Consider the following 25,575-nt stretch of genomic DNA (forward strand, 5'->3'; position numbering starts at 1 on the left):
TGCACGCGCCGGACCACGAGCGGGTAGGATCGGCGCGTGCGCGCGCTCTGGCCGGTGGACATCGTCGCCTTGAATCCCGTGTCGTGCGGCGCGGTCCTGTGGCGCATCGGCGGCGTGCTGCGCGTCACGATCCTCGTGAAGGCGACGTTCGCCCTCGGCGCGGACGGCGACGCGGATCTCGTGGCGCCCGAGCCCGTCGAGCGCGAGGACCGCTTTCACGACGACGACCCCTCGCGGAGCCTGCGCTCCGCGAGCGACACCGCGCCGTACCTCCCCGGCGCCGGCGTCGTGCTCACCGGGCACGCGCATGCGCCGGGCGCCACCGGGCCGGTGATCGGCCTCTCGGCGAGGCTCGCGCTCTTCCGCGATGGGCTGCTGCTCGACAAGACGATCCACGTCGTCGGGGACGCCACGCCCGGCAGCATCGCGCCCACGCCGTTTCAGAGGATGCCGCTCGTGTACGAGCGCGCGGCGGGCGGACCCAGCCATCCGTGGAACCCGGTCGGCGTCTCCGAGGCCGGCGAGGGCGCGCGCGCCGACGCGCTGGATCCAGCGATGGGCGCAAGGCGAGCGCGCCCGAACCTCGTCAATCCTGCGAGCCCCCACCGGCCCGCGTGCTTCGGGCCGATCGCGCCTCACTGGGCCTTGCGGAAGCGGCTCTTCAACGGCTTCGAGCCAGGCGCCACGCGGCGTTCGGCGCAGCTCGGCTCGCCCGGCGCGGACCCCGCCGCCGCGGGGCGCGCGGAGGTGCTCGACATCCCGGCGGACTTCGACTTTCGCGCCTTCAACCCGGCGCCGTTCGATCAGCAGATCCCCTTTCTGCAAGGCGATGAGTGCATCCTCCTGGAGAACCTGAGCGCGGAGAGGCGCTTCGTCTGGACGCGCCTCCCCGCGGCGCGCGCTCGTGTGCGCCGCTACCGCATCGACGCCGCGCGGGCGGGCGGATCGCAGGAGATCCCGCTGACGGCCGACACGCTCGTCATCGACGGTGATCGACAGATCGCCTCGCTGGTGTGGCGGGGCAACTTCGCGACGGAGAGCGAGGAGGCGCTCCAGGGCATCCGCCTGTTCGCGGGCGTCGAGACGCTCAAAGGGACCATTCCGTGGCCGGAGCACGGCGCGTCGCTCCCCGGGGACCCTGCGGCGACGCACCGGAGCTCGGCGCCGGCGGTGCCGCTTCCGAGGCCGATCGTGGCGCCCGCCGGGCTTGTGGAGACAGGCCCGCTCTCGAAGAGGAAGATGGAGATACCCGTGCTCCCCTTTCGTGATTCGCCTGCCGCGCCGCAGGCTCCTGCTCCTGTCGCCGTGAGCGGAGGCATCACGGGACCGCTGGGCCAGAGGATGCCGATCCCCGAGGACAGGCTCGCGGAGGTCGGGGCGGAGCGGGCGCAGTTCCCGGTGGCAGCGCCGGGGACGAGCGCGCCGCGCGGGGAGGACCCCATCCCGGGCGCGCCGTGGAGCCCGATGGCCGCGCCTCGGCTCGTCAGCCCCGCTGGCGCCGGGGGCTCGCAGGCCGGGCGCACGCTGGTCGACCGGGGAGATCCTGAGAGCGGTGTCGCGGAATCGACGCCGCCGCCGGAGCCGGAGCCCATGGCGGCTCCTCGGTCGGCGTCATCCGGGTCGACGCTCGTGGCGCGAGAACCATCGGGGCAGGAGGCGGTCTATCCGGCGGTGGAGGTGGCACCGCCCGAGAAGGTGAGTCCGCAGCTCGAGGTGGCGCCGCCGGTGCTGGCCGAGATGGCGCTGCCGGCGAGGGGGAGTCGGCCGCCCGAGGTGGTGTCGCCGGCAGCCGTATCGCCGCCTGTGACGAGCGAGCCGCTCGCCGGGTTGGAGGCGCGAAAGCGGGCCGAGGCGAGGCTCGCCGAAGGCGGCGATTTCGATGGAGACGACCTGTCGGGCGGTGACCTGTCGGGGCTCGACTTCAGCGGGCGCTCGCTCGCGCGGTGCGCGCTCCGCGGCGCGAGGCTCCGTGGTGCCCGCCTCGCAGGGGCCAGCCTCGTCGAGGCGACGCTCGACGAGGCCGACCTCCGCGGCGCCGATCTGTCTCGCGCCAATCTCACGAACGCGCGCGCCGACCGCGCGGAGCTCGTCGAGGCTTCGCTCGAGGAGGCGGACCTCCGAGGCGCCTCGCTGCGCGGGGCGAACCTGGAGCGAGCGCGGCTCGCTCGTGCCCGCGGCGACGGCGCGATCCTCTCCGCGGCGAACCTGGCAGGCGCCGACCTGGAGGATGCGCGCTTCGTGGGCGCGTCGTTCGCCGGCGCCAACCTGCGTGACGCGAAGGCCGATCGCGGCGATTTCATGTCGGCGCGGTTCGACCGCGCCGACCTCGGCGCGGCCTCGTTCTGCAAGACGCGCCTCGTCGCCGCGGTGCTGGCGCACGCGAAGCTCGATCTGACCGATCTCCGCGGCGCCAACCTGGAGCGTGCCAATCTGCATGGGGCCTCGCGGAGGCGGGCGAAGATCGCGGGCGCCAACATGAAGGAGATCGACGAGACGGCGCCGGTGAGCCCGGAAGATCCCGAAGGCTCGTGAGCGATCGAGGGCCAGGCTACGATCACGGCGCTGTGAAGGCCGCCGGCGTCGCGGTCGAGAGCCAGATCGGCGATCCGCCGTTTGAGCCAGGGCGTGCGTTCCGATGATCGGATACCCGGCGCTGCCGCGATATGCACGAGGTGCGCTGTGGTAAGCTCTGGATGAAAGCCCGCGCCCATGAGATGCCTTCGCTGCCAAGCCGCCCTCGACCTCTCCAAGCCCCGATGTCCCGCCTGCGGTGCGCCGGTCGACGCCGATGGCGACGGCGTGCCCGACGTTCTCGCGAAGATGATCGAAGACAAGGCGCGCGAGATCGTCGCGATGGAGAAGCGGCGCGAGGAGGAAGCCGTGCGCGAGGCGGCCCGCGCCCAGGCCGAGAAGGCGGCGGCCGAGGAGCGGATCGCCGATGAATCACGCCTCGCGCGCCTCCGCGACCGGCACCACGCGAGCCTCGGGACAGTTCCCACGATGTGGTACGCGAGTCGCGTCGTGCTTGTCCTGTTCGCCCTTCTCGCCGCGCTGATCGGCGGGTGCATGTTCCCCGCGTGCGTGGAGCCCATGATCGGCCGCTCGATCATGGCTGCGAGCGTCTTCTGTCCGAGCGTATGCCGGGGGTGCCGCGGCCCGGGGCGAGTCTTCACATGGCACGAGTCGGGCACCTGGTACGAGGCGGACGTGTCGGTAGAGCTCTGTCACAACCGCGCTGTCGACATCGACCGCCTCACGTCGAGCGACGTGTCCAGTCGCGAGGACCAGGATCTCGCGCCCTACTGCCTCACCCGCTGGGCGAGCGTGCCGGTGGACGTCGGTCTCGTGCTCCTCGTCTTGCTCCTCGCTGGGCCCTTCGTCGCTGCCGCCCTGCGCACGCGCGAGATCCAGCGCAAGCGCTCCGCGTGGGAGGCCGAGATCGACGCGCTCGAGCGCAAGCTCGGCCTTGGCGGTCCGCGGAGGCCAGGGGACTCTCCGTATCGATGAGCGTGGCGGGCGCTGCGGGACAGATGCTCGGCCGAGGGGAACCGGAGCCGCGTATCGCGCGGTGATCTCGGGCATCGACGCGCGGGCAAGAACGGGGCGCCAGGCAGGCGCGCGCGGTGTGCCGCCTTGGCGGGGTCCCTCTGTGGGCACCGGGACCGTGCCGTCGAGACGGCCCTGGGGGCGTTGTGTCTCGGTCGATCGCTTGGAGGAGCGGCGAGCCGAGGTGGTAGGCTCTGCCGGGGCAAGGAGACCTATCGCCATGAAGAACTCTCGTCAGTGTCCGAAGTGTCAGTCCAGGAAGCTCTGGGTCGTGCAGAAAGTGGAGCAGAAAGACTGCCAGTACGCGCATACGAACCCGCTGCACGTGACATCCCAGTACATCCTGACTGGCAACACGGAGTCTGTGGGCACGGCGACCGCGCTCGTCAATGCGGGCTTCTTCGAGACCTGGATCTGCGCGATCTGCGGCTTCACCGAGTGGTATGCGCGCGACGCGAACCAGGCACTCGCCCAGCTCATGTCACAACCGGGCGCCAGGGTTCACTACATCGATGCGGCGGCCGGCACGCCGTACCGGTGACTGACGCAGGGTGGGGCTGGGTGACGGCGTGACGCGCACCGTCGCCACCCCTGGTGCAACACGCTCACGGCGCCAGGACGAGCACGTTGGTCGCGCTGGGCACGATCTTGGCGCCGGGCGCGTTGGTGCTGTTCTGGAGCGTCATGCTGGTGAGCCGCGCGAGGGGCATCCCCCCGACGACCACGGTGAACGCGGCCGTCACGGTGCGCGCCGGCCCCATCACCGTTCCGGAGGCGACGCCCATGGCGACGCCAGCGTTGTCGCCGTTCGTCAGCGGCGGCTGCGAGGACATGTTGTGTGCTGGCGCGCACGTGAGCAGCACGTGAGGCACGAATCCCGTGTTGGTCGGCTCGACGCCGACGTTCGGGTAGGGAATGGGAACGGGCGACGGCGACGGGGGGGCCGGCGTGAGGCACACGTCCGGGAACGCCATGCACAGGCCGCCAGCAGAGCTCTTTGCCAACATCGAAAGCCTCCTGTTCTTTCGGTCGGATCAACCGATGTGAATCTGCTCGCCGTCGATCTTGGCGAGCACGCGCGCGGAGATCACCGCGTTCTCGCCGCGAATGCCGATCATGCTCTCGGCGCGCAGGTCGACCGCCCCGGCGCGCGTCTGATCCAGCTCCTCCACGAAGCGGAACACCCGCTTCACACGCTGCGTCAGCCGCGTGAGCCGCGAGTCGACCTCCTGGGCCACCAGGGCGACCTTGGCCACCTCGGCCTGCACGAGCCGGCCGAAGAAGCCGAGCTGCTCGATGGCCACGGAGCCCTTCGCGGCGCGCACGTGCAGCTCGGCGCCCGTCACCGCCACGCCGCCGCCGCTCGCGATGTCCACGCGCTGCGACGCGCAGATCGCGACCTGCCCGCCCCGCGCCTGCACCTCCAGATCGCCGTCGGCCGTGAGCTTCGTCGGCGCGCCCTCGCGGCCCTCGAGCACGGCTAGCACATAGACCCCCTCCGGCTCGATGGCGCAGAGCACCTTGTCGCCGGCCTCGGGCGCGACGAGGCAGCTCTTGGCGCGCCGCGCCTCATAGCGCCCCGAGGCGAGGCGCACCACGACGGCCTCGCTGACCTGCTCGACGTGGCCCGATTCGAGGTCGGTTTCCCGTCTGACAAACTTCTTCACAGCTGTCACGCTGATACCCCTCTCTCCTCGTTCCCTATCCCTGGCCCGCTCTCGACAGGACGTCTCTGTGGCTTCCCTTGCAGTCTACCGCCTACAGAAGTCGTCAGCCGCGGTAGGGCGTTCCTGGGGACGGTCGCCGCTCGTTCACATGCTTGCCGTCCACCGTCAGCCGCTCCTTGAGATAGAGCTCGATGTAACCGCACTGCTGGCAGGCGTAGGCCTCGGTCTTCCCGGAGCAACCCTCCTCGCCAAGCCCGATGACTGCAAGCTGAAAGGTCGGCTGCTGCTGAGCCATACCAGTTTCCGTGTTCTTTGCGACGTCGGCGATGTACCACAGGACATTGCATTGACATTTGGGGCAGGTTCCTGATGCTTTCATGATGGCCTCGATGGAGCCCGTTGTTTTCCGAGCGTGGTGCTGCGCCGAGCTGTCGGATTGGCGCTTGTCCATTCTCACCCCGCCGCGCCGCGCCTGTGCTGCCAGGCCTCTGCTCTGGCCAGCTCCTCGTCGTCTCCCAGCCAGCCCGCGAGGAGCGCTCCGCGCAAGACGGCGCCTTCGCGCTTGGCAAGGTGGAACTTCGTCCGATACAGGCCGGCGCCGTCGAAGTCGGCGCCCGTCACGTCGGCATGGGAAAAATCGGCCTCTCTCAGCCTCGCGCCTGGAAAGCGCGCCCCGACGGCGCGCGCGTGGCCGAAGTAGGCCTCCTCCAGCGCCGCATCCGAAAGGTCGGCCTGGAGCAGCTCCGCCTTCTCGAAGATCGCCTGCCGGAAATCACCGTTCGTGAGCTTCGCCCCGTCGAGCCGGGCCTCGCCGAAATAGGACTGCGGCGCGCGGGCACCCGCGAACGTCGCCCCGCGCAGGTCGGCGCCCATGAAGTTGCACTGCGCGCAGTCGGCGTCCGCGAAGCTCGCCCCCGCGAGATCGCTCTTCATGAACTGCGTGCGAAAGAGCTTCGTGTCGGCAAAGCGCTTCGGCCCGAGCTTGGCCTCGACGAGCGTGGTCAGCGTGAGGTTCGCGCCAGCGAGGTCAGCCGTTCGCAGATCGGCCCGGTACAGGGTCGCCTTCTCGAGGTTGGCGCCGGCGAAGCTCGTCCGGTCGGCGTCGATCTCGATGAGGTTCGCGCGGTCGAGGTTCGCGCTCGCGAACGACGCGCCTCGGAGCGAGCTCCTCACCCAGGTCACGATGGGCGCCTCGACCCCAGCGAGCGAGGCGCCCTCGGCGTCGCACTCCACGAAGCTCGCCGCGATGTGCTTGCCCTCTTCACAACGCGCGCCTGCGAGCCTCGACCGGTGAAAGCTCGCGAGGTGCAGATCGGCGGAGCTCAGATCGCACCCGCTGAGGTCGCAGCCGACGAAGATCGATTCCTTGAGGAGCGCGGCGTGCAGGGACCTCGGGAAGCGCACATCCTCGAACACCGCGCCCGAGAGATCCACGCCGTCGAGCTCGAGGTGCGACAGGTTTTCGCTGCGCACCGGCTCGCCGTGCCGGACCCGATCGAGGAGCTCGTCCCGGTTCACGTGTCACCTCGCGGCGGGACATCGGCTTTTGGCAGGAAGCGTACGTGCGTCACGTTCGCACCGGCGAAGCTGGTTCGCCCGTCGCCGACGACACGGGAGAGGTCGGCGCGGAACAGGTTGGCCCCGGTGAACCTGGCCCCCACGAGCCGCGCCTTGGAGGCGAGCGCATCCATCAGGTTCGCGCCCTCGAGTGACGCCTCGACCAGGTTGGTGCGGATGAGCAGCCCGCCCTTGAGCACGGCGCTCTCGAAGCTCGACCGCTCCGCGTCGCACTCCGAGAGATCGGCGCCGGCGAGGTTCGCGCCGTCGAAGCGCGCGCCGGGCAGCGCCGTGCCGCGCAGGTTCGCCTTCTCCATGTCGGCGTCGCGGAAGTCGGCGCCGGGAAACGACGAGCCGTGCACGACGATGCTTTGGCGGAACCGCGCGCTCCGGAACGATACGGAGGTTCCGGTGCACTCCGCAAACGTCGCTTTCTGGAGGATCGCGCGCGAGAGGTCGGCACCGTCGAGGGTGCACTTCACGAACGTCGCGTCCGAGAGATCCGCGCCGGTGAAGCGCGTCCCGCGCAGGTCCGCCTTGATTAGGATGCACTGCGCGAGCACGGAGCCTGAGAGATCGATCCCGCCGAGCTTCGCATCCATCAGGTCGGCGCCGGTGAGGTTCGCGGAGGGGAGGCGGGCGCCGACGAGATCCGCGCCGTTCAGCACGGCGTCTCTGAGGTCGGCGCGATCGAGCGCCGCGTCGTGCAGCGTGGCGCCGCCGAGGTTCGCGCCCCGGAGCCGGGCCCCGCGCAGGTCCGCGGCGCGCAGGTTCGCCCGGGCGAGCACCGCACCTTCGAGGTTCGCTCCCGACAGGTCGCAGCCCGACAGGTCGGCGGACTCGAGGAATGCGCCCGAGAAATCGACGCGGGAGAGGCGCATCCCGGAGAGGTTCACCCCCGTGAAATCACGGCCCGCGAGCGGTTCCCCGGTGTCGAGCGCGAGCTCTACGACGATGCGTGCCCGCGCCAGGGCGTCAGGATCCATCGCCGCCGCCGCGGGCTGGTGGTGCACGAAGCGACGGTACATCTCGCGCATCCCTTCCTCTTGCTGCTCGAGCTCGGCGCGGGTGCGCGGGTCGGCGATCTGTTGCTCCAGCTCCTCCAGCACGATGCCCTCGGCGCGCGCCTGGGCGGCCATCGCACCCAGCCGAGCGAGATGATCCGCCGCGCGGAACGTGGGCGGGCCAGCGCTGGCCCTGGCCGCCTCGGCCATGACCTCGTCGAGGTCCTTGCCCGTCTCCGCGTAGAGCTTGCGCGCCTGTTCCTTGCCCTCCGCCTCCAGGGCCTCCAGCTGTCGGACCTCGTCGTCGATGCGCGCGAGCTGCTCCTGCACACGCGCCGCGAAGGCTTCGGGATCGCCGGTGGGCAGCACCTCTGGCTCGGGCGGGAGCGCCGCTGCGCCATGTTTGTCCGGGTCGAGCCCTTCGGCCTCGAGACGCGCGCGCGCCGCGGCGAGGGTGCGCTCCTGCCCGCGGCGGACATTCTTTGCGGTGAGGTGTTCGCTCTCGACCCAACGGCCCATGTCGGACCCACCGAGGTCGGGCGCGACGCCCGAGCCGCGTGGCGGCATGAGATCGGCATCGGAGAGATCGGCCGCTGGCTGGTCCTTGTCGAGCCGGCGCCGGAGCGCCTGCTGGTAGTGCTCGATCGGCCGCGGGGCCGCGGGCTCCTCGCACGCGCAGACGAGGTGCACGACGTCGGCCGCGTCGTCCTCGGCGATCCGCATCGCCCCGTGGAAGGCGACGGCGCCGAGCCCGGCCGAGGGGAACAGCCAGATCAGGTCACAGCGCATCGGGATCTCGAGGAAGCGCTCCCCCTCCGGGGTGCGGTGGGTGACGAAGCAGCGCGTGATCAGCCCGGGAAGCCGCCCCTCGATGCGCGGGCTCTCCGGGTGCATGTTCTCGACGAGGAACTCCTCGTCCCCGCGGAAGAAGCCGTCCAGCCACTGGTCCTCCGGCGCGGCGTTGAAGAAGGTCGGCTCCGCGTCCGGGGGCAATCCGGGGAAGTGCTCCTCGTGCCAGCGCTTGTCGTAGGTCCCGGCGCGCTTGCGGCGCTGCGCGAAGGTGATGTCCATTGGCAGGAAGCCCGCCGGCTCCGGGCGTTCCGAGGGCGCGCGCATCATGGCCCCATAGCGCTCGATGTTCGGCAGGGGGTGGACGGTGTGCCCGTTCATGGTGATGGGCGCGGCGCCCTTGCCATGAGGATTGCTGTCGATCCCGGAGCCCCCGAACGCGTGCGCCCAGTCGATGGGCAGTGTCTCGATGGGTTGCGGCGGCGTTGGGACGCCATCGCGCCAGAACCGGTCGCCGAGGACCGCCAGGCGTTTGTCCAGCGCGCCGACGCGTGCACGCACGTAAGACGCCGGCAGCGGCGTGCCTCCAGGGGCGAAGTAGCTGCCGGCGACGAGCAGCTCGCCGCGGACCCTGGCGAAGCCCTCGTCGAAGACGCCCCGTTCGCCGAGCGCGGCGGCCGTGGTTCTCCAGAACGTGAGCTCGTCGTGCAACGCCCGGGGAGCGCCGAGCGGAAAGGCAATGATGCCTGCTGCGTGGAAGAATGAGCGACGGCCCAGCTCGACGACGCGGGTCAGGACGGGGATCTTGGCGGGCTTGACGACCTTCATGGGGTTAGCCGAGCTTGAGGAAGGCCTTCGTTCTAGATTCGAAGGCGCCGTTGAAGAAGGCGAGCTCGCCGACCTCTAGCTTTGCCGGATCATTCGCATACTTCCAGTTGGCGAGGTCGACCTTGACGTTCGCAATAGACATCGCCTGTCCCACCTTCTCGAACTTTACACCTGTCACCGCTCTGGAGTTGAGCGTCGCCTCCATCTTCTGCCCATTGACGCTCGTCGCGATCCCCGCTCCGTCGAACTTGTGGATCCCCGCCGAGTTCTTGGTCCCGTAGAGCTCCACGGATAAGGCCGTCGCCTTGAACCACTGGCCGGTGGCCTTGTTTTTCACGTTCGGGGCGTCGAGCGTGATCTCGGTAGGGCTCTTGATGAGGATCGTTCCCGCCCTGCTCTCGATGCTGACGTTACCATTGATCGTCGCGGTCCACGTCTTGTCCACGTCCGTCTTCCATTCGCCGTAGTCGTCGTGGTTCTGCGCGCTGACCTTGTGCACCCAGCTCCCCGTCACCACCTGCTTGCCGCCGGGCTCGATCGTCTGGGTGAGCCCTCCATGGATGTCCTGCGTCATGCCGCCCGACGTGACCTTGTCGACGCGCCCCGAATGCACCGTGACGTTCTGATGGTCGTTGTAGAACTCGTTGGAATCGCCGTCCACGTTGAGCGTGTGAGTGCCGACGTAGTGGAGGGTTGCGTCATCGCCGACGTCGACGTTATACTTGCAGCCCACGGTCTGCCACCAGTTGCCGCACACGTTGAACCCGGCGTTGCCGTCCGTGTAGACGTAGAACATGCAGTCCACGTTCTGGATTGCGGAGTTTGCGCTCGGCGTCAGCGGAGGCACGACGAAGCCCTGCTGGGTAGGCCCGCCCATGTGGAGGTTCGTCCCGCCCACCGGGGTATACAGGTCGATGTGCTGCTTGCCCTCGAGATCCTCGACGACCATGTGGTTCTTGCCGCCGGTACGCAGCACGTTCTGCGTCAGGTTGCGGCTCGTCACCGTGCTCGGCCGGTGGGCGTTCGGCACCACGCCCGCGATGACCGGCCGGTCCGGATCGCCACCCTGGAACGACACCATGACTTCGGTCCCCTTGCGCAGCGGGAAGTGCCAGCCCTCGACGCTGCCCCCGTGCGGCTGCATCATGCGCAGGTAGGTCGACGTGGAGCCGTCGGGCAGCTCGCTCGCGTCGAAGTTGAAGCGGACGAGGTACCGCCCCTGATCGTCGATCTGGGCATACTGGCTGTCGCTAGAGCCGTCGACGACGCCGTTCTCGAAGCCGAAGATCCGGGGCCACGGCGTCGCCTGGGCCGCCCTGAACTGCACGTCGGCCGGGATCGCCACCACCTCGACGCGGTACGTCTCGTCCACGGCCATCCCCGTGAAGCGCGTGATGTCGAACGAGCCGCCCGTGATCGCGGCCGCGTGCCGCACCTCGACGGCCAGGTAGCGGGTTGGCATGTCCGAAGGCCCGTCCTCCAGCTCGAAGACGTAGCCGGCCCGCAGCCCTGTCGCGTTGCCGGTCGCATGCAAGGTGAGCTCACGGCATGCCATCGACTCCGCCTTGACCTGGGCCAGCCGCGTCGCCTCGTCCTGCGTGAAGACGCGGTAGCCGTACTCGCGCACCTCACCGTGGCCGCTCTTCGACACGGCGTGCTCTCCCGACACGGAGGCGGCCGGGTTCGCGTAGTTGTAATCGTTGATCCGCACCGCGGCCGGCAGCGCGCTGAGATCGACGTGCACCTCCCGGAAGCACTCGCCCGCCGACACGTCGTGGCTCGAGGTCGGGTGGTAACGAACCCGGCCGTTGCCGCTCAGCGGCTCGTGCTGATCCTTGCTGTCGACGATGACCATGACCTCGGCGCCGCCGTCGTCGACCGGGTGCTCAAAGTGGTAGTAGAGCCCCTCGCGCTCGAGCCATCGATGGGTGAAGTCGAGGTGGCTCTCCCGGTATTGACAGACGAACTCCTCTTCCGGATAGCGGTCGGTGTCGACGCTGAACCGGAAGTCGCTCGTCGTGAGGCCGCCATGCGTAAGCGTCTTCGTCAGGAAGGCGTCGATCTTGCTCTTCGTGTGGACGAAGCTGCGCACCGAGTGGCGCTGGAGCCACAGCCTGGGCACGAGCGACCCATGGTAGAGCGCGCGGTCGGCCGACTCGCGCAGCAGCCGGAGGCGCACGAACACGCCGTGCCAGCACATCGGCGGCGAGTCGGCTCCGCGCTGGAGCGTGAGCGTCGCCGGGGCGTTGATCGCGGCGCGGACGTCGGTGCCCGCCGGCACCGTGAACAGGACGTCGAACTCGAACGGTCGGCACAGCGCCTCGGTGCCCTTGAAGCCGACGGCCCGGGCGGCCGGCAGCGCTGCGCAGTGCATGGCAAAAACGTCCACGCTCATGAGCTCCCCACCAGGTTGTGGTCCACCCGAGGCCCCCTTGAACGCAGCGGCCGCGCGCGGACGATGTCGCGACCGCGAACCCTACACAGAAGCGCGTCCGACGCGCAAGGTCGTGGATGTCACCGCACGACACCGTCGCGTGGTGGTACCCTGGCCGAGCGAGGAGCCGACGCCGATGGACGGGGAACCCGAGTCTGAGCTCGTGGACAGTTTCGTTGCCTGGCAGGCGCCGCGCGGGGCGAGCCCGGCCCGGGAGCCCGCCCCGCCGCGAAGGCGGCCCTCAGTAACCGCGGTGCACGTTGAAGGCCAGGTCGTCCGCCACGGTGGTGCCGTCGAGGTTGACGATCGTCCACTTCGCGAGCGTCGTGTTGTAGCGCAGGACGCTCCGCTTCGTATGGTACTTGATCACCCCGTCCGGCGATCGGTTGACATGCGTGAAGAACAGGCGCGCGTCGGGCACGCCGTTCGTATTCGGATCGTCGATGACCAGGGCGCTGCCGCTGCGCGTCGCCGCGCTCGATACCACGGTGTGGTATCCGCCCAGCTTCACCGCGAACGATGCCCCCATCGGCAGCGCGGCGAGGTCCTCGTTGTAGATGGCCCACCGCTGGATACCCACGTTGTAATAGACCCCCACCGGATGGTTGTTGTAGACGCTCGGCGCACCCTGCGGGTTGTAGATGTGGCTCACCTGAGGGGCGACGTAGGGGCGCCCGTTCAGCGACGGATGATCGATGTACGTGAAGTTGCCCCCGGCGTTGCCGGCCGCGACCTGGTGAATGAACACGCTGTTGCTCGACGACATGGCGCGGACGGCGAACCGCGCGCCCGCCGGCATCGCGGTGAGGTCCTCGTTGTACACGGCCCATTTCTGCTGGGACGCGCTGTACCAGGCGCCCACGAAATGGTTGTTGGTGGTGATCGTGCCCTCGAGGGGCGACACGAGGACGATGCGGTTCGGCTTCCCGTTGAGCTCCGGATGATCGATGAAGCTCGAGTTGCCCGACGGCGACGTGACCTCGTGGATGAGCGAGACCGAACCCGGCTCTTCGTTGCGGGCGGCGTCGCGCATCGCCCTGCTGACGTTCATCGCCGTGGGCAGATCGATGGTGGTCGGCGTCATCTCCACGGGGTCGGGCAGCCCCTCCGGCCCCGTGACCATGAAGAGCCACGTGGTCTGGTTCGGGATGTTCGGCATGCCTCCCGTGGGGCTCTTGAACACCTCCCCGCTCGGGGTGACGACCTGGAACGTGTCTCCCGGCCAGAGCTCCAGGCTGTCGCCGACCCCGAGCGACTTGCCGACCAGCGCCGTCTCGATCTGCGAGCTCGCGCGGACGATCCGCGCCTGCCCGCTCAGCTGCACGATCTGCGCGTCCTTGGCCCAGGCCAGGAACACCCCGCCCCGCGCCGGCTGCATGGGTATCGAGCGGACGTGCGCCGTTCGCGGATCGATGGGCGGCGGACGTGTCGCGTACCAGTCTCCTGGGAACGCGCACGTGAGGCACGGCCACGGCCACGGCGGTCGGAACCGGATCTTGTCGATGTAAATGCAGCCGCCCTTCGGGCAGATGACCGACCAGTCGATGGCGGGAGGGAACGACTCGTTCGCGCAGTTGACCGAGATGCCGTCGAACGTGTTTGTCTGGTCGAGCCAGCTCTCGCAAGCGTCGCTGGGCGTGTCCGTCACCAGCGCGCCGCCGGGCCCCATGTCACCCACCTGGAGCTGGGGCGGTGAATCGAAGTCCGTCGCCGCGGCGCCGAGGCCGTGCGGGACGCCCTCCAGCATGAACTGCGGGGTCTTGACGAACACCTCGCAGAGATCCCTGAGGGCCTCGTTGCCGTCCGACGCCGTCGGGTACGCCGTGGCGAACGTCGTGGTCAGCGCCTTGCCCAGGAACGTCGCGAGCGCGGTCGCCTCGGCGGCGTCGGTCGAGAGGCCTCGCCCGAGGAGCCGGAAGCGCAGCGCCTCGACCGCGCCGCGCACCGTGACGCCGCCTGTCCTGGCGCGATCCGAGAGCGCGTCGATCCAGTCGCGGGTGATCTCCGGCGGCCGTTCGCAGCGGCCGCCGGAGGCCTCCCACCCGAGCATGGAGAACTGCGACGAGGTCGGGCTGGCCAGGCTGAGGCGCGAGAGGTGGAGCCCCATCGCGGCCGCGTCGGAGCGGGTCGGGTACGTGGTCGCCGCGGGGAAGTGGCTGACCGGCAGGTTCCAGCCGAGCGCCGACGCCTTCATCCGGAAGAGCAGGTCAGCGGAGCGGCGATGAACGGCGTCGCCCACGTAATCGCTGGTCGGAGCATCGATGAACGGCTCGAAGACCTTGGGCATGTTTTCCACGGAGGCCGGCGTGCGGTTGAAATACGGCGACGTGACGATCTCCGTGAGCAATCCCTTGAGAGACCAGTCCCGCCCGACGACGTGGTGCTCGGCGAGGTTCCAGAGCCTCTTCTGTTCGTCGGTGTTGCGAGATACGAAGTTGGCGATGGTGAGGGGCGCGCCGAAGATCTCCCTCCAGATGTCGTTGGCGAAGGCGGCCGCGAGCCAGTACGCGCCGAGCGTGCGCCCCTCGTTCGCGAACCCCGAGCCGGTGTCGAGCGCGCCTGTCTTGTACGACTCGCGCAGCGCGAGGTAGCCCTCCTTCAGCCGGTCGTCGAGCGACCACACGGTCGCGTTGTCCTCGGGGGGGAGCAGGAGGCCGGATCCGTTCGTCGCGGCGGCCGACGTGTCGCTCGCGAAACCGCCGCACGCCGCCTTGCTCCATCCCGCGAACGGGGCGATCGAGCCGCTCGTGTAACGAAACGACTCTATCCAGTCGGCGTCCATCGGCGGGCTCGTCCACGGATCGAGCGCGGAGAAGACGCGGCGCTCCTGCCCTGCCGCCCAGCTGTATCCTGGCGTGAACTTCGACGGCGAACAGGAAAATTCCGACCGGTGGCAGTTCAGGCAGGTCATGGATTTGTTCGAATAGACCTGCGTGAAATGCTCCGCGACCTGGCGCTGGCCGATCACCGCGTCCTCGCCGGCGTTGCCCGAGTTACGGATCAGCGCGAAGACGAACCCGCGGTACGCCGGGAAGACGTTGTCGATGAGGAGGGAGCCGCGCACGACGTCGGCCATGTTGTACGTGCCTGGTGAGGCCGGCGCGTTGGGCTCGCCCGCGACGGACAGCGCCGGGTCGGCGCCGGCGCGGTCCGTATGGAGGACGATCTTCGCCGCGGTCTTCCTGGCGGCGTCCGTGGGCAAGAGCGGCTGGGAGAAGCAGTCTGCCTGGCTGTGCTCCCCCTCGCGGTCCACGCGCAGGCGATCGAGCAGCACGCCCGTCCAGCGGTCGACGAAGGCCGGCTCGTTCATGAGCGCCTCGGCGAGGCGGGCGCGGCCGACGCGCGCGGTCATCACCGTGAGGAACTTGAGCTCGCCGAAGCTGCGGACGGGCCTCCCGAGGAGCGCCGGGACGACCTGCTCGACCCAGGCCGCGTCCCCGGCGTCCTCCCCGCCAGGGGGAGTGGGATCCGGCGCGAGCGCCGATTGACCCACGCCGAGCGGAGACTCCAGCGTGTCGGACCCGCTGCACGCCGCGAGCAAGCTGCCGGCGAGCAGCCAGGCGGCTCGGCGCCGCCTCGATGAGATGGTCTTCGGGTTCATGGTGTCTCCTCTCACGCCTGAAAAAACGGTGCCTCGTAGGGAGGCCCCGGCGGCAGCTCGCCGACCGCGAAATTGTCAGTGACGTGCGGATCGATGCCTGCGGCCGTCAGGGCCACGCACGCGAGGTTGGCGGCCGTGTAGCTGCCGAGGGGGGCCCCGGTCATCCAATCGAAGCTGCCGATCCGCTTGGGCTCCCCCGAGACCGTGGGCTGGATCGGACCGCCGAGCAGCACGACCACGTAGCCTCGACCGTAGTGGTTGCGGCCAGCGGGCAGGTCCGGCCCGATGGTGCGGCCGAACTCCGTGTTGAGGATGATCAGCGTGTCGTCGATGCTGATGCGTCCCGATGCCGGCGTCGTCAGGCTCGTCACCCGGCTCAGCTCCTTCAGGAGGTTGTACAGGTTGCCGAACGTCACGCCGGCGGTGTGCCCGTGCCCGTCGTACGCCGCCCCGGTGTCGGTGCCGAGCCCGACGTCGACCATGCCCACGTAGCGCGTGTCCTTCGTGTTGAAGAGCCACGCCGCCATGTCGAGGCTCGCCTTCGTGGTGTTGAGCGGCGATCCCCCGGGGGGTCCTCCGGGGCTGGGGGAGTTCGTCGAGCAATGCACCGCCGTGGGGCCCTCGGTGCGAAGGCTCGAGTTGAACACCGGCACGAGGTCCGGGCTCCCGGGCAAGCTGTCGAGCGCGGCCGCGTAGGCGTCGAACCCGCGCGACCGGGATCCGTCGAGGCCGGCCTCGTAGAGACCGGCATAGACTTGATTCAGCGCGTCGCTCCCCGGCTTGACATTGTTCCGCTCTGCCCAGGCTGCCAAGTCGCTCGCGGCGGCGCTCATGGGGACGAGCACGGGCCGCGTCGCGGAGCCGTGCATGCCGACCGCGAGCCACGCGTCGAACGCGGAGGCATCCCCGGGGAAGAAGCGCGAGCTCGGGGGCATGAGGACGTAGGAGGTGTGCTGTCCGGGGTAGCGGCGCTTCATCGCCGCGCCGAGGCTGGCCGCGCGGCTATCGCCGAAGCGCCGCCCGGTGAGGGCATACGGGATCGCCACGGGGTGCGCGGTGAACTCGTGCGTCATCGTGACGACGCGCGTGCGGGCGAGCAGGTCGGGTCGACTCCAGAGCGGGGACGTCGCGACGCTCCACTGCATCCCCCCCATGGTCTGGGAGTTCGTTCCATTCCCTGAGCCGCCGCAGCCGGAGATCGACGTCTCATTGAACGCGTCGAGCAGGTCACCAGAATACACCTCCTCGCGCGGCTCGACGTGGAATGTTTCCCATGGAGAGAGCCCTCCGTAGAGGAAGATTTCGAGGATCTTCTTCGGGCCGCCCCACGTGGCCACGTTGGAGTAAGGGGCCCACGCCTCTCCTGAAGGGCCATCGGCCCAGGCAGGTTCACGTGGCAATGCCGCCGCGGCGGCGAGCGCTCCGGCGCCCGTCAACAACTTCCGTCGAGAGATCATTGGGTGCTCCTCCTGGTTCACGCCAGGACGCGTGAATGGAAGCTCGGCGTTCGGCTTCCGGCGCGGCCGAGGTGTCTCGCCGCGAAGCTGCAGGCGCGCTCGCGAGCTCCGGCTCGCCGGCGCGCCGGTGCATCAGTGCACCCAGTGTGCCATCCCCGAGGTGGCCGTCTCCCTGCCAGGGTCCTTGTGCAGGCTTCGCGACGGCGGCTGTCGCGCAGCGTGGGCGGCGTGCGCTTGGCGGCGCCGGGGGGCGCGGTCGCAGCGGCGCTGGCGTGACATGTCACGATCGATCCGTGACATGTCACGATCGATTCGTAACATGTCACGGTCGATCGTGACATGTCACGCTGCGCGCGGAGACAAGGGCTCACCCGGCGCGAGGACGGGCCGTGGACCGGCCCTCCGCGAGCTCCAGTCAACTTCGGGAGGAGCGTGCGGAGAGGGCTGCTGCGCGGCGGCTCACCGCCCAGGGGAGGCGCGCGCCGTCAGCGGAGCTCGAGGCGCGGCGCCACGACGGGCGCCGCGCCCGACAAGGCTCCTGTCACGAGCGCCGCTCTCGCTCAGGGCTCGAACTTGACCGCGACCGGCGAAGGCTGGTCGCCGACCCCTTGGCCCACGCCGAGCTGCCCGTCGGTGTTCTCGCCCCAGCAGAGGATCTCGCCGGTCGCCTTCAGCGCGCACGTGTGCTGGTAGCCCCCCCGGCGAGCTGCGCCACGCCGTCGATGGGCACGTCGACCGGCTGCGTGGACAGCATCCCGTCGCCGTTGCCCAGGTAAGTGTCCCGGAGCAGCAAGTTGCTCCTTGGTCAGCTTTTTACGCTGCCGCTCTCCGCGCGGAAAGCCGTTCCCGCCGGCGGGTGCGGTGGTCCGGTCCTGCGGGTGTGGGCGCCTGGCGCCGGCTCGATGCGCTTGCGGCGCGGGGCGCGGCGCTCGCCGAGCGCTGCTGGGACCTGCTCCGGCGGCCGACATGAAGTAACCTTTCCCCCAGCGCGGATCGACGCGATGCGCCGCGCCCGCGCCACGCCGAGAGCCCCCTTCGAGATGAGATGCAGCGCATGAGCGCCGACGGCCGGGATCCCGGCGCCGCGGCCCCCTTCGACTGGAACCGCGCCGAGCCGGCGCCGGGGGAGCGCCCGCCGCGCCTCGGTGGGCTGCTGTCGCCCCCTGGCGGGCAGCTGACGCCCGCCGGCTCCGGCGGGCTGCGGCCGCCCCGCGGTGGCTTGCAGCCGCCCCCTGGCGGCCTGGTGGCCGACGCGTGGGGCGCCGCGCGCGCCGAGGGCGAGGCGTGGCTGCCCTTCGACCGGGGAGCCCGGCCCGTCGAGGTGCTCGACGAGACGCTGCGCGACGGCATCCAGGGCGTCTCCACGGTGAACCCGCCGCGCGCGCTCAAGATCGAGCTCCTCCACGCGATGGCGAGCGTCGGCGTCGACGTCGTGAACCTCGGCATCCCGGCGGCCGGGCCGCGGCAGTTCGATGACGCGTGCCTGCTCGTCCGGGAGATCGTCGCGTCCCGCCTGCCGCTCGGCCTGACCGCGGCCGCGCGCACCCTCGCCGCGGACGTCGAGGAGGTCGCCCGCGTGGCCGAGCGCGCCGGGGCGCCGATCATGGTCTACGCGTTCATCGGCAGCTCGCCGATCCGGCTCTTCGTCGAGGGGTGGGGGCCTGATTTCCTGGCCCGCAGCGTCGACGAGGCCGGGCGGGCGGCCGCGGCGGCCGGCCTGCCCTTCTGCCTCGTCGCGGAGGACGCGACCCGCTCGCCGCCCGACATGCTCCGCACGCTCTTCCGCGCCGCCGTCGACGCCGGCGCGGCGCGCCTCTGCCTTTGCGACACGACCGGCCATGTCACGCCGCCGGGGGTCGAGGCGCTCGTCGCGTTCGCCCGGCGGGAGCTAGGCGCGCTGGGGGCGACCGGGATCGAGCTCGACTGGCACGGCCACAACGATCGCGGGCTCGGCCTCGCGGCCGCGCTCTGGGCGGTGGCGAGCGGCGTCGAGCGGGTCCACGCCACGGCGCTCGGCGTCGGGGAGCGGACGGGCAACACCTGCCTCGAGCTGCTCGTCGACAACCTCGGTCGCCTGGGCGCGCGCCCGCCGGTGCCGCGCGAGCGCCTCGCGGCGTACTGCGCGGCCGCGTCGCGTGCGCTCGCCTGGCCCGTCGCGCCGGACCATCCGATCGCGGGGGCGCTCACCCGCCGGGGGTGACGTTGCCCCCGCCGACGCGCGCCAGGGCGGCGCGGACGATGGGCGCAGCGGGCGCGACGGCGTCTGCGAGCTCGCCGACGCGGCCCGCCGCGCGCTCGGCGCGGGCCCACGCCGACGAGAAGCCGAGCGTGCCGGGCGGATGGGCCTCGGCGAGGGCGATCGCCTGCCGGAGGTCGTCGCCGACCGCCGCGATGGCGTGGAGATCTGCCACGCTCGCCCCGCGGGTGCGCGCCTCGGCGTAGAGCGCGCGCACGATGCCGAGCAGGTCGCGGGCGGCCTCCAGCGGGAAGGGGTCGTGGCGGATCGAGAGCACGCCGGCTGCAGATCAGGGATGCCGGGCGGGGGCGTCAAGCCGGGGGCGGCTCCTGGGCGTCCGGATGCTTCGGTTTGAAACTTGCAGCGGAAGGCCGTCATGAACCACGGCACGCATGAGCTCGCAAAGACGGACGTTCCCGGCGACGACGACGATGCCCCGCTGCCGCCGAACCCGGGGGATCCGGGGCCGGAGCAGCCGGAGCCGCCGTCCCCCGATCCGACGGAGGACCCGCGCTTCCCGCCGCTGGGCGACTTCCCGCGCGGGGTTTGAGGCGAGGGGAGGGCCGCGCCTGGTCCCATGAGGTAAGTGGGGTGAGGAGTCTGAGGTAAGGAATCCTGCGAGTCCGCTCACCTCACCACAGTGGCCCAGGGTGCTGCCCTCCTCGGACAGGCCTTAGCAGGTGTTGCTCTCGCCAAGCCGTTCAGCGAAGCCAAAATTCGTAACCGACATCATGCCGTTTCTCCGTGCATACAAGGCTGGACAGTAGGGTCCCGTCTCCAGGCGCCTCGTGGCGGTCAGTGCCATTCGGGTCGAGCTAGCGGCACACGGCGCCCGCCGAGTCGAACTGGCGGCGTTCGGCCCAAGGTGTGGTTGTCGCGAATGACGCACCAGAGAAGCGCCGGTTCCGACTTCATCCGAAGACCGTCGGGCCCGTCCGAAGTCACGCCACGCAAGGCTGAACACAACGCCGGTCGGTAAGCCCCGGCGTGGGCGGCTCGTCTCCGTACTCACGGCGCCAATGTAATAAAAAAGTCGTCCATTTTTGCGTCGAGCACGTCAGAGGGATCCCCTCCATCGTCCTTCGTGCGGATCAGTTCCGCCAAGTCCTCGTCCGAAAGGAAAACAATGACGTTTTCCGCGGTCATCCACGCTCGACGTCGTGCCCGTAGCGCGCTGCTCGAGGGCTCGTGCCTGCTGCACAGCAGTCCGAACGTTCGTTTTGCTTTGGCTAGCAAGTACTGTTCCAATGACTCGACTTCTCGCTGACCTACAGGGTCGACTAGGTTCTTGAATTCAGCTACGACCATTCGAGAGGAGTGCTCGTGCTTTATGCTCTGCCAGAAAGAACCTCCATTGCCGATCGGGTAGATCGCATCTCTGCGGTCCAGGCCGTCCTCTGTCGAGCTTTGAATCTTCGGAAGTCGCAGAGGAGGTGCGAACGCGTAGAGGAGAATTTCGATGCAAACGTCCTCGTATTCGCGCCATCCCTCACGGCCAGCTGGTACGGCGCCAAGTCTCGCGATCAACTCGCTGCCTTTTGTGGTTTGCTCGTTTATGCCTCTGAAGATTTCATCCAGAATTTCCCCTGCAGCAACGCTGGCCAAGTATCCACGCTGAATCTTTGGGTGCTTCTCTATAATTGAGCTCAGTTTGTTGGCGTCCCACACATTGATTCCGCCGTCGGACTGTATCTCGTTGCGTGCTTCATCTGTTAATGGTATGGATATGATTAGTAATGCATTGGTCGCATTAAGTAGTTTGAGTCCGCGCTGAAGCTCAGCTGCTGCGCGGCGTAGTTGCGATGGAGAAGTGGTGTTGTGAGTGAAGTGCTTGGTCTGTGCAACCCATTCGTTTTCGTCGGAGTCGTTAAAGATCCAATCGATGCCGTGGTCCATTTGCCCGGGTTTTCCAAATCGACGAACGCGGCGAAAGCCTTCGGCCGTCAGGAGGGTCCCGCAAAGCAGCTCGAATTGCTCCCAGTTGATGTTGTTGAATGTGTGAATCATCCGGTGGTCCGTCCTTGTTGTGTTGCTGCAGATGCTGTTGTGGTGCCGCTGTTGGTTAGGGTCGAATTATTCCGTGTCTTCCGGTTGTTCGCCACGTCTCGAGAGTTTTTAGCGCATCTGCGCAGCCAACTAAATTTAGTCTGAAGGCAACAGGAAGAGCTCGACCGAAATCGTCGAGGACGCGTTCGGCGATGTCTCGACGCCGCGTGAGCGCTTCGAGTACGTCGATTAGGATTCCTCGGCGAACGTCCGGATGCATCGACTCAACGTAAGCGTCCGCCACAAGAGAGACTCCCAGCGGTACGGCGTCGGAAATGCGCACTTCTGGCAATCCGATATACCCGACGGCTTGCTTCAAGGGCCAGGTGTCTCGTTTCCAGGTGGCGAGGTTGCCAGCGGCACGGAGGACCGCGGGACTCGCGTGGCTGAACGTGTAACCCCAGCCGATTAACTTTGCGCTTGCTCGGCTGTACACCTCGCGGTCAACGCGGCCTCCCTCGACCAGCCAGCTCAAACCAGCCTGAGTCCAGGTTCGACGGACACCGAGACGCTCGCGCAACACATGCGCGAGTACTCCGTCGTCGGTCCAGAGCACGCGGCCGGCAGGCACGGAGATGATGGCACTTTCTAGTGCAGCGGATCCAACGCCTTCGAGCGCCGCTCGCGCGTCAGGGTCCATGTAGGCCATCTCCAGAGCGCTCACAGTGGTGAATCGCTCCTCTACGAAATGTAGAGCTCTCTCGACGGAGCCAGAAATTGCCTCCTTCTGTTCCTCCGTTTTCACGAAAAGCCGAGGCCCGTCTGACGCCGGACCCAGGCTAGCCGCTGATCGCGTGGAAGCATTTGCGTCCGCTACGAAGGATCGAAGAGCGCGCATGGTTGAATGAGATATTAGCAGTTTTTTTTCCAACGCGTCGAGCTGTTGGAGCTCGTCGAGCATCAACAAGGTTGCGAGCCCTGATAGTTCGACCACTACCTCGGACGCAGCGCTGAGCGCCGAGAGACCCTCTTGCAGGTCCTCACTCGAGTTGTTGAAACACCGCAGCGGCAAGTTCTCGCTGCTCGCGATGTGACCGAGCGCTTGAAACTCGCTACTTCCAATGATCTTGGCGAACACTCCGACAGTGATAGGTCTGGTTCTGTAGAGATTTTCATGCTCCTCCATACGCCTTCGTCTGTGATTGACCAATTCAATGAATTGCCCGAGGTTGGGTTTGCCGTCTTCTTCGTCAATTTGGAACGTCCACATCTCGTTTTTATGGGGGAAGCGGTACTGCCATCGCTCGACGACGTCCCGGGCTCGAAAAACGTGTTTGGGTAAGATCTCCTTCACCACGGCAGCCCGGCGAAGCCCTGGGCCATCCGACAGATTGACCGCGTCGCCGACGCGTTTTCCAACAAGTAGCTTTGCGAGCGGTGAGTCAGACCTGACTTCGTTCTCGACTCCCGACGCCTCGACGCTGGAATCCTCTAGCACAACCCATTGTGATTCGGATCTCTCCTCGAGACAAACCGCAGCGCCTGGGACCGCAGAGTTGGGGACTTCGTGCGGACCCAGATCACGCTCGCTGTCTAGTGTTGCGTCTCGGAAGGCACGATGCGCTCGGTGATCTGTGAAGTATCGCCGAAGCAAATCGTAGGCGAACAAGAACGCGTCGCGAACCTGTCCCAGCTCCAGAAGTATTGACACGATCAGCTCGCCCTCTGGGGCATCGACCTCAGTCACCCCTGGCAGAAAAGAGACGTGCTCCCGCGCCAGTTCCTTTCGCCCAAGGCGGAGTGCTAAAGCGACAAGACGCGTGCGTGCGCCGTGGTTCGTCGAATCGCGCGAAACTAGATCGAGCAGAATTGTGAGTGCAGTCGGCGGGTCATACCGTTCGAGGAGGTATAACTCCCATGTCAGTAGGTGCTCATCGAAAATACTGTTCTCGCGTGCGCTTCTGCAGTAGTCGAGAACAGCCCCGTGCCGCCCCAGTCGTCCGGCGCATTCGACAAAACGACGGCCATCATCGTCACTCATGCTTGGAACGGCAATCTGCTGGAGCAATGGAAACGCATCTGCGAGGCGCCCCAAGGACATCAAAACAGCTGCCAGCTTCGTCGCGGTACTTCGTGGTGTGCGCTCGGTTACGGCGTCTAAAGCGCTCTGTGCACCGTCTGAAGCGCCGGCGGTGTCGTTGGAGACCTTGGCGACGCGCGAGCGAAGAGTCCAAGCAAGTGCAGGATCTGTCGTTGACTCTGCTTCGCTTATTGCCTGCTTCGCCTTCTTTAGGTCGCCGAGTTCAAGAAGGCACTCGATATAAAATTCAAGGGCCCGCTCGCGGTGAGGTCCCGTGCCTCTCGCCACGGTGGCAAGTAACTGAACGGCCTCTTGACGATCCCCGGGGGCATTCCTATTCCATAGTGTGACTCCAAGGAAAAACGCGCTCTCGTCGTCGTTGCTTTTTGTAATGGCACGGCGCAGTATATTCGCAGCTGTCTCACGGTCACCCCGTTCTTCAGCGCTACGAGCGACAGCGACCATGGCGTCGTGGTCGTTGGGCGCGAGGTGCAGGGCGGATTCCGCGTCACGACGCGCCGCGTCTTTGTCCAGTAGTAGACCCGAGACGAGCGCCCGACGAAGTAGTGCCGTCACACGCACGCCGGAGTGGCCGGTCTTGGTCGAGATCTCAATCACATTAGAAAACGCGTCTCTAGCTTCGATTAGATTTTTGGTTGTGAGTGGCTGCTTGGGTCCAGGTACGAACTGGTTGACCTTTCGCAATTCGACATCGAGGAGGAACGCCCCGAGCGCGAACCAAGTTCGGGCGTGTTGAGGACCAACCTGCGTTCCGCGCCGAGCGGCACGCTCGGCGAGCTCTCCCAGATCCGATCGGGCAGCGATTGCCGTAAGGACGTCAGGTGCGTCCCTCATCAAACTGGGCACTGAGCTCGCAAGCGACTCCGCCTGTTCGGTAGACGTAGCCAGCTCGATACAGGCGGCGTAGGCCGCTTCGGAGTGAGGGAAGCGCCTTCGTGCGTCCTCGGCGACAGTTCTCGCCGCATCGAATTCGTTCAAAATGTGACGGGCGACGATCTCGTTGATTATTGCTTTCTCGTCGTCGGGGGCGTGAGTGCGTGCCTGTAGGAGGAGTTTGGCTGCCGCTTTGTCTTCTCCGATGCGTAGGCGCGCATCAGCTTCCAATGTGCACCACCGGGACCGTTGTCCGGGTGTCAAATCAGCCCACGAGCGCCGCTGAACTCGCTCGAGAAGCGCCGAGGCAAGCTGTGGCCTGCCCTGATCAAGATGCGACTTTACCTCGTCGAGTTCGCTATGTTGCGAGCCGCTGCCGTGGTGAATCAGCATCTCTCGGAGCCGTTGCACCTCATCTTTAAGAGCACGAACCATTGCGTCGTCGGCTTCGATGCCGAGAAACTGACGCGCTGCGCGACTGCGGTCAATTAGTCTTTCTAGTTCGTCCCAGGTGAGGAGGTGGATTTTGAACGGGCCGACGGCGGAGTGGGCGGCGTTTAGTTTGCGTACCTTGTCTTGTGTGTGGGTACTCTTCTTCGCCGTGGTGAGAACGAGGTAGTCGCCGATCGGGTCTGAGAAAGTGAGCGCTTTGTTGATTTCGTCTTCCAGCTCTTTAGGTGGGAGCGTTTTTGTTGGATCGTGGTGCTTGCACTGAACGGCAAGGAGCGGGGGTTGGCCGCTTTGATCGAGCAGATCGATGCCGTACTGGCGTTCCCCTCGGTGTCCGTAGCGCTGGAGGTTTGGACGAGCCCAGACGTCCTTGACGAGGGCGAGGCAAAACTCCTCAAAGGCGTCTTCGTTTGCTGGCTGAGGGTACCTGTACTTGCTCATGGGCTCGGACCACCGAGTTCTAGCGAGGCGGAACAGGTGGCGCACCCTATGCAATCAGAAGCGGGCGTAGCCGCCAAGGCGGGACGTTCCAAGGTGCTGTCGGTGATCATCGCGTCCCGCGTCCGATCGGTGAAGACCGCGGCCCCATGATCGGCAGCGTTCACCGTTCACCGCCGGCACCCACGCCGATCTGGGCCGCGCTCGCCTCCGCGGCGTAGACGTTACGCCCGCCGAAAAGTCGAAGGCCCAAGGGCTGCCACCCTCGGGCCTTCTGGAGCTCCGCGTTGCCGGAGTCCCCCACCTTCATCACAAGCCGGGCTCCAGGTCCAGAAAGCGGCGGCATGGAGCCCGTTGCCTTCGTCCGCCTACCGCCTCGCCCACTGCGCCCGCTGCCGCGTCCAGCTTCGCCTCTGCCGTCGCTGCGATCGCGGCCAGCGCCTCTGCCCCGACTGCCGCCCGCTCCGGCGTCGTGAGTCGCTCCGTCGCGCCGGCGTCGCCTACCAGAGCCGGCCTCGCGCTCGCCGCCTCCATGCCGCTCGCCAGGCCCGGTATCGGGACCGGCAGCGGGACAAGTTCTCCGCGCAGAAAGTGACGCATCACGGGGT

At 67.8% G+C, this 25,575-nt stretch carries 18 protein-coding genes; 5 read left to right on the forward strand and 13 right to left on the reverse strand.

The genetic code is table 11. The features are described from left to right. The first annotated feature begins 36 nt into the window (after nucleotides 1-36). The 3 genes from WMF12_RS44225 to WMF12_RS44235 all read left to right on the forward strand — a co-directional run bounded on the left by WMF12_RS44225 (nucleotide 37) and on the right by WMF12_RS44235 (nucleotide 4,087). Complete coding sequence (locus WMF12_RS44225; RefSeq protein WP_437854713.1) at nucleotides 37-2,532, forward strand: DUF2169 domain-containing protein; 2,496 nt, start codon at nucleotides 37-39, stop codon at nucleotides 2,530-2,532. A 267-nt stretch (nucleotides 2,533-2,799) separates the two neighbouring features. Beyond that, nucleotides 2,800-3,507, forward strand: a complete 708-nt coding sequence (locus WMF12_RS44230) for a hypothetical protein (RefSeq protein WP_437854714.1) — start codon at nucleotides 2,800-2,802, stop codon at nucleotides 3,505-3,507. Between the two features lie 259 nt (nucleotides 3,508-3,766). Continuing rightward, nucleotides 3,767-4,087, forward strand: a complete 321-nt coding sequence (locus WMF12_RS44235; protein ID WP_437854715.1) for a hypothetical protein — start codon at nucleotides 3,767-3,769, stop codon at nucleotides 4,085-4,087. 64 nt (nucleotides 4,088-4,151) lie between these two features. On the opposite strand, the gene WMF12_RS44240 is transcribed toward WMF12_RS44235, so the two are convergent. The 10 genes from WMF12_RS44240 to WMF12_RS44285 form a co-directional block, all read right to left on the reverse strand. Next, entirely contained in the window at nucleotides 4,152-4,553 is a 402-nt protein-coding gene (locus WMF12_RS44240; RefSeq protein WP_061616634.1) for a DUF4150 domain-containing protein, read from the reverse strand. Between the two features lie 27 nt (nucleotides 4,554-4,580). After that, a complete protein-coding gene (locus WMF12_RS44245; protein ID WP_437854716.1) occupies nucleotides 4,581-5,213 on the reverse strand; it encodes a DUF3540 domain-containing protein in 633 nt (210 codons plus the stop codon). 103 nt (nucleotides 5,214-5,316) lie between these two features. Further along, nucleotides 5,317-5,664, reverse strand: a complete 348-nt coding sequence (locus WMF12_RS44250) for a hypothetical protein (protein ID WP_437854717.1) — start codon at nucleotides 5,662-5,664, stop codon at nucleotides 5,317-5,319. A 2-nt stretch (nucleotides 5,665-5,666) separates the two neighbouring features. After that, nucleotides 5,667-6,731 (reverse strand): pentapeptide repeat-containing protein, encoded by a 1,065-nt coding sequence (locus WMF12_RS44255; RefSeq protein WP_437854718.1) that lies wholly within the window; start codon nucleotides 6,729-6,731, stop codon nucleotides 5,667-5,669. After that, nucleotides 6,728-9,391: a DUF2169 domain-containing protein gene (locus WMF12_RS44260; RefSeq protein WP_437854719.1), complete on the reverse strand. Its 2,664-nt coding sequence runs from the start codon at nucleotides 9,389-9,391 to the stop codon at nucleotides 6,728-6,730. Before WMF12_RS44260 ends, WMF12_RS44255 begins: the two co-directional genes overlap by 4 nt. A 4-nt stretch (nucleotides 9,392-9,395) precedes the next feature. Continuing rightward, complete coding sequence (locus WMF12_RS44265; RefSeq protein ID WP_437854720.1) at nucleotides 9,396-11,786, reverse strand: type VI secretion system Vgr family protein; 2,391 nt, start codon at nucleotides 11,784-11,786, stop codon at nucleotides 9,396-9,398. 280 nt (nucleotides 11,787-12,066) lie between these two features. Further along, complete coding sequence (locus WMF12_RS44270; RefSeq protein WP_437854721.1) at nucleotides 12,067-15,426, reverse strand: DUF7452 domain-containing protein; 3,360 nt, start codon at nucleotides 15,424-15,426, stop codon at nucleotides 12,067-12,069. 11 nt (nucleotides 15,427-15,437) lie between these two features. After that, complete coding sequence (locus WMF12_RS44275) at nucleotides 15,438-16,883, reverse strand: DUF1501 domain-containing protein (RefSeq protein ID WP_437854722.1); 1,446 nt, start codon at nucleotides 16,881-16,883, stop codon at nucleotides 15,438-15,440. Between the two features lie 560 nt (nucleotides 16,884-17,443). Continuing rightward, nucleotides 17,444-17,557 carry a hypothetical protein gene (locus WMF12_RS44280; protein ID WP_437873954.1) on the reverse strand — a complete coding sequence of 38 codons (114 nt, stop codon included), beginning with the start codon at nucleotides 17,555-17,557 and terminating at the stop codon, nucleotides 17,444-17,446. Then, nucleotides 17,554-17,676, reverse strand: coding sequence for a hypothetical protein (locus tag WMF12_RS44285; RefSeq protein WP_437873980.1), 123 nt, complete (start codon nucleotides 17,674-17,676; stop codon nucleotides 17,554-17,556). The genes WMF12_RS44280 and WMF12_RS44285 overlap by 4 nt, the downstream gene beginning before the upstream one ends. 252 nt (nucleotides 17,677-17,928) lie before the next feature. On the opposite strand from WMF12_RS44285, the gene WMF12_RS44290 reads away from it, so the two are divergent. Further along, a complete protein-coding gene (locus tag WMF12_RS44290) occupies nucleotides 17,929-19,083 on the forward strand; it encodes a 2-isopropylmalate synthase (protein ID WP_437854723.1) in 1,155 nt (384 codons plus the stop codon). Here the strand turns inward: WMF12_RS44290 and WMF12_RS44295 are convergent. Continuing rightward, nucleotides 19,067-19,396: a hypothetical protein gene (locus WMF12_RS44295; protein WP_437742767.1), complete on the reverse strand. Its 330-nt coding sequence runs from the start codon at nucleotides 19,394-19,396 to the stop codon at nucleotides 19,067-19,069. The genes WMF12_RS44290 and WMF12_RS44295 overlap by 17 nt on opposite strands. A gap of 99 nt (nucleotides 19,397-19,495) precedes the next feature. Between WMF12_RS44295 and WMF12_RS44300 the strand changes: the two genes are divergently transcribed. Beyond that, a complete protein-coding gene (locus WMF12_RS44300) occupies nucleotides 19,496-19,669 on the forward strand; it encodes a hypothetical protein (protein WP_437854724.1) in 174 nt (57 codons plus the stop codon). Between the two features lie 458 nt (nucleotides 19,670-20,127). Here the strand turns inward: WMF12_RS44300 and WMF12_RS44305 are convergent, their stop codons facing one another. Then, on the reverse strand, nucleotides 20,128-21,126 hold the full coding sequence (locus WMF12_RS44305; protein WP_437854725.1) for a restriction endonuclease: 999 nt from the start codon (nucleotides 21,124-21,126) through the stop codon (nucleotides 20,128-20,130). A 55-nt stretch (nucleotides 21,127-21,181) separates the two neighbouring features. Then, nucleotides 21,182-24,970, reverse strand: coding sequence for a tetratricopeptide repeat protein (locus tag WMF12_RS44310; protein WP_437854726.1), 3,789 nt, complete (start codon nucleotides 24,968-24,970; stop codon nucleotides 21,182-21,184). Nucleotides 24,971-25,575 lie beyond the last annotated feature (605 nt).

Source organism: Sorangium sp. So ce363 (genome assembly GCF_051520435.1).
Lineage (GTDB): Bacteria > Myxococcota_A > Polyangia > Polyangiales > Polyangiaceae > Sorangium > Sorangium cellulosum_B.

What these genes read in the sequence shown, in the direction of transcription:
- WMF12_RS44250 (WP_437854717.1), bottom strand. Translation starts at nt 5,664, where the DNA reads ATGGACAAGCGCCAATCCGACAGCTCGGCGCAGCACCACGCTCGGAAA.
- WMF12_RS44260 (WP_437854719.1), bottom strand. Translation starts at nt 9,391, where the DNA reads ATGAAGGTCGTCAAGCCCGCCAAGATCCCCGTCCTGACCCGCGTCGTC.
- WMF12_RS44235 (WP_437854715.1), top strand. Translation starts at nt 3,767, where the DNA reads ATGAAGAACTCTCGTCAGTGTCCGAAGTGTCAGTCCAGGAAGCTCTGG.
- WMF12_RS44300 (WP_437854724.1), top strand. Translation starts at nt 19,496, where the DNA reads ATGAACCACGGCACGCATGAGCTCGCAAAGACGGACGTTCCCGGCGAC.
- WMF12_RS44270 (WP_437854721.1), bottom strand. Translation starts at nt 15,426, where the DNA reads ATGAACCCGAAGACCATCTCATCGAGGCGGCGCCGAGCCGCCTGGCTG.
- WMF12_RS44275 (WP_437854722.1), bottom strand. Translation starts at nt 16,883, where the DNA reads ATGATCTCTCGACGGAAGTTGTTGACGGGCGCCGGAGCGCTCGCCGCC.
- WMF12_RS44240 (WP_061616634.1), bottom strand. Translation starts at nt 4,553, where the DNA reads ATGTTGGCAAAGAGCTCTGCTGGCGGCCTGTGCATGGCGTTCCCGGAC.
- WMF12_RS44305 (WP_437854725.1), bottom strand. Translation starts at nt 21,126, where the DNA reads ATGATTCACACATTCAACAACATCAACTGGGAGCAATTCGAGCTGCTT.
- WMF12_RS44265 (WP_437854720.1), bottom strand. Translation starts at nt 11,786, where the DNA reads ATGAGCGTGGACGTTTTTGCCATGCACTGCGCAGCGCTGCCGGCCGCC.
- WMF12_RS44290 (WP_437854723.1), top strand. Translation starts at nt 17,929, where the DNA reads ATGCAGCGCATGAGCGCCGACGGCCGGGATCCCGGCGCCGCGGCCCCC.
- WMF12_RS44310 (WP_437854726.1), bottom strand. Translation starts at nt 24,970, where the DNA reads ATGAGCAAGTACAGGTACCCTCAGCCAGCAAACGAAGACGCCTTTGAG.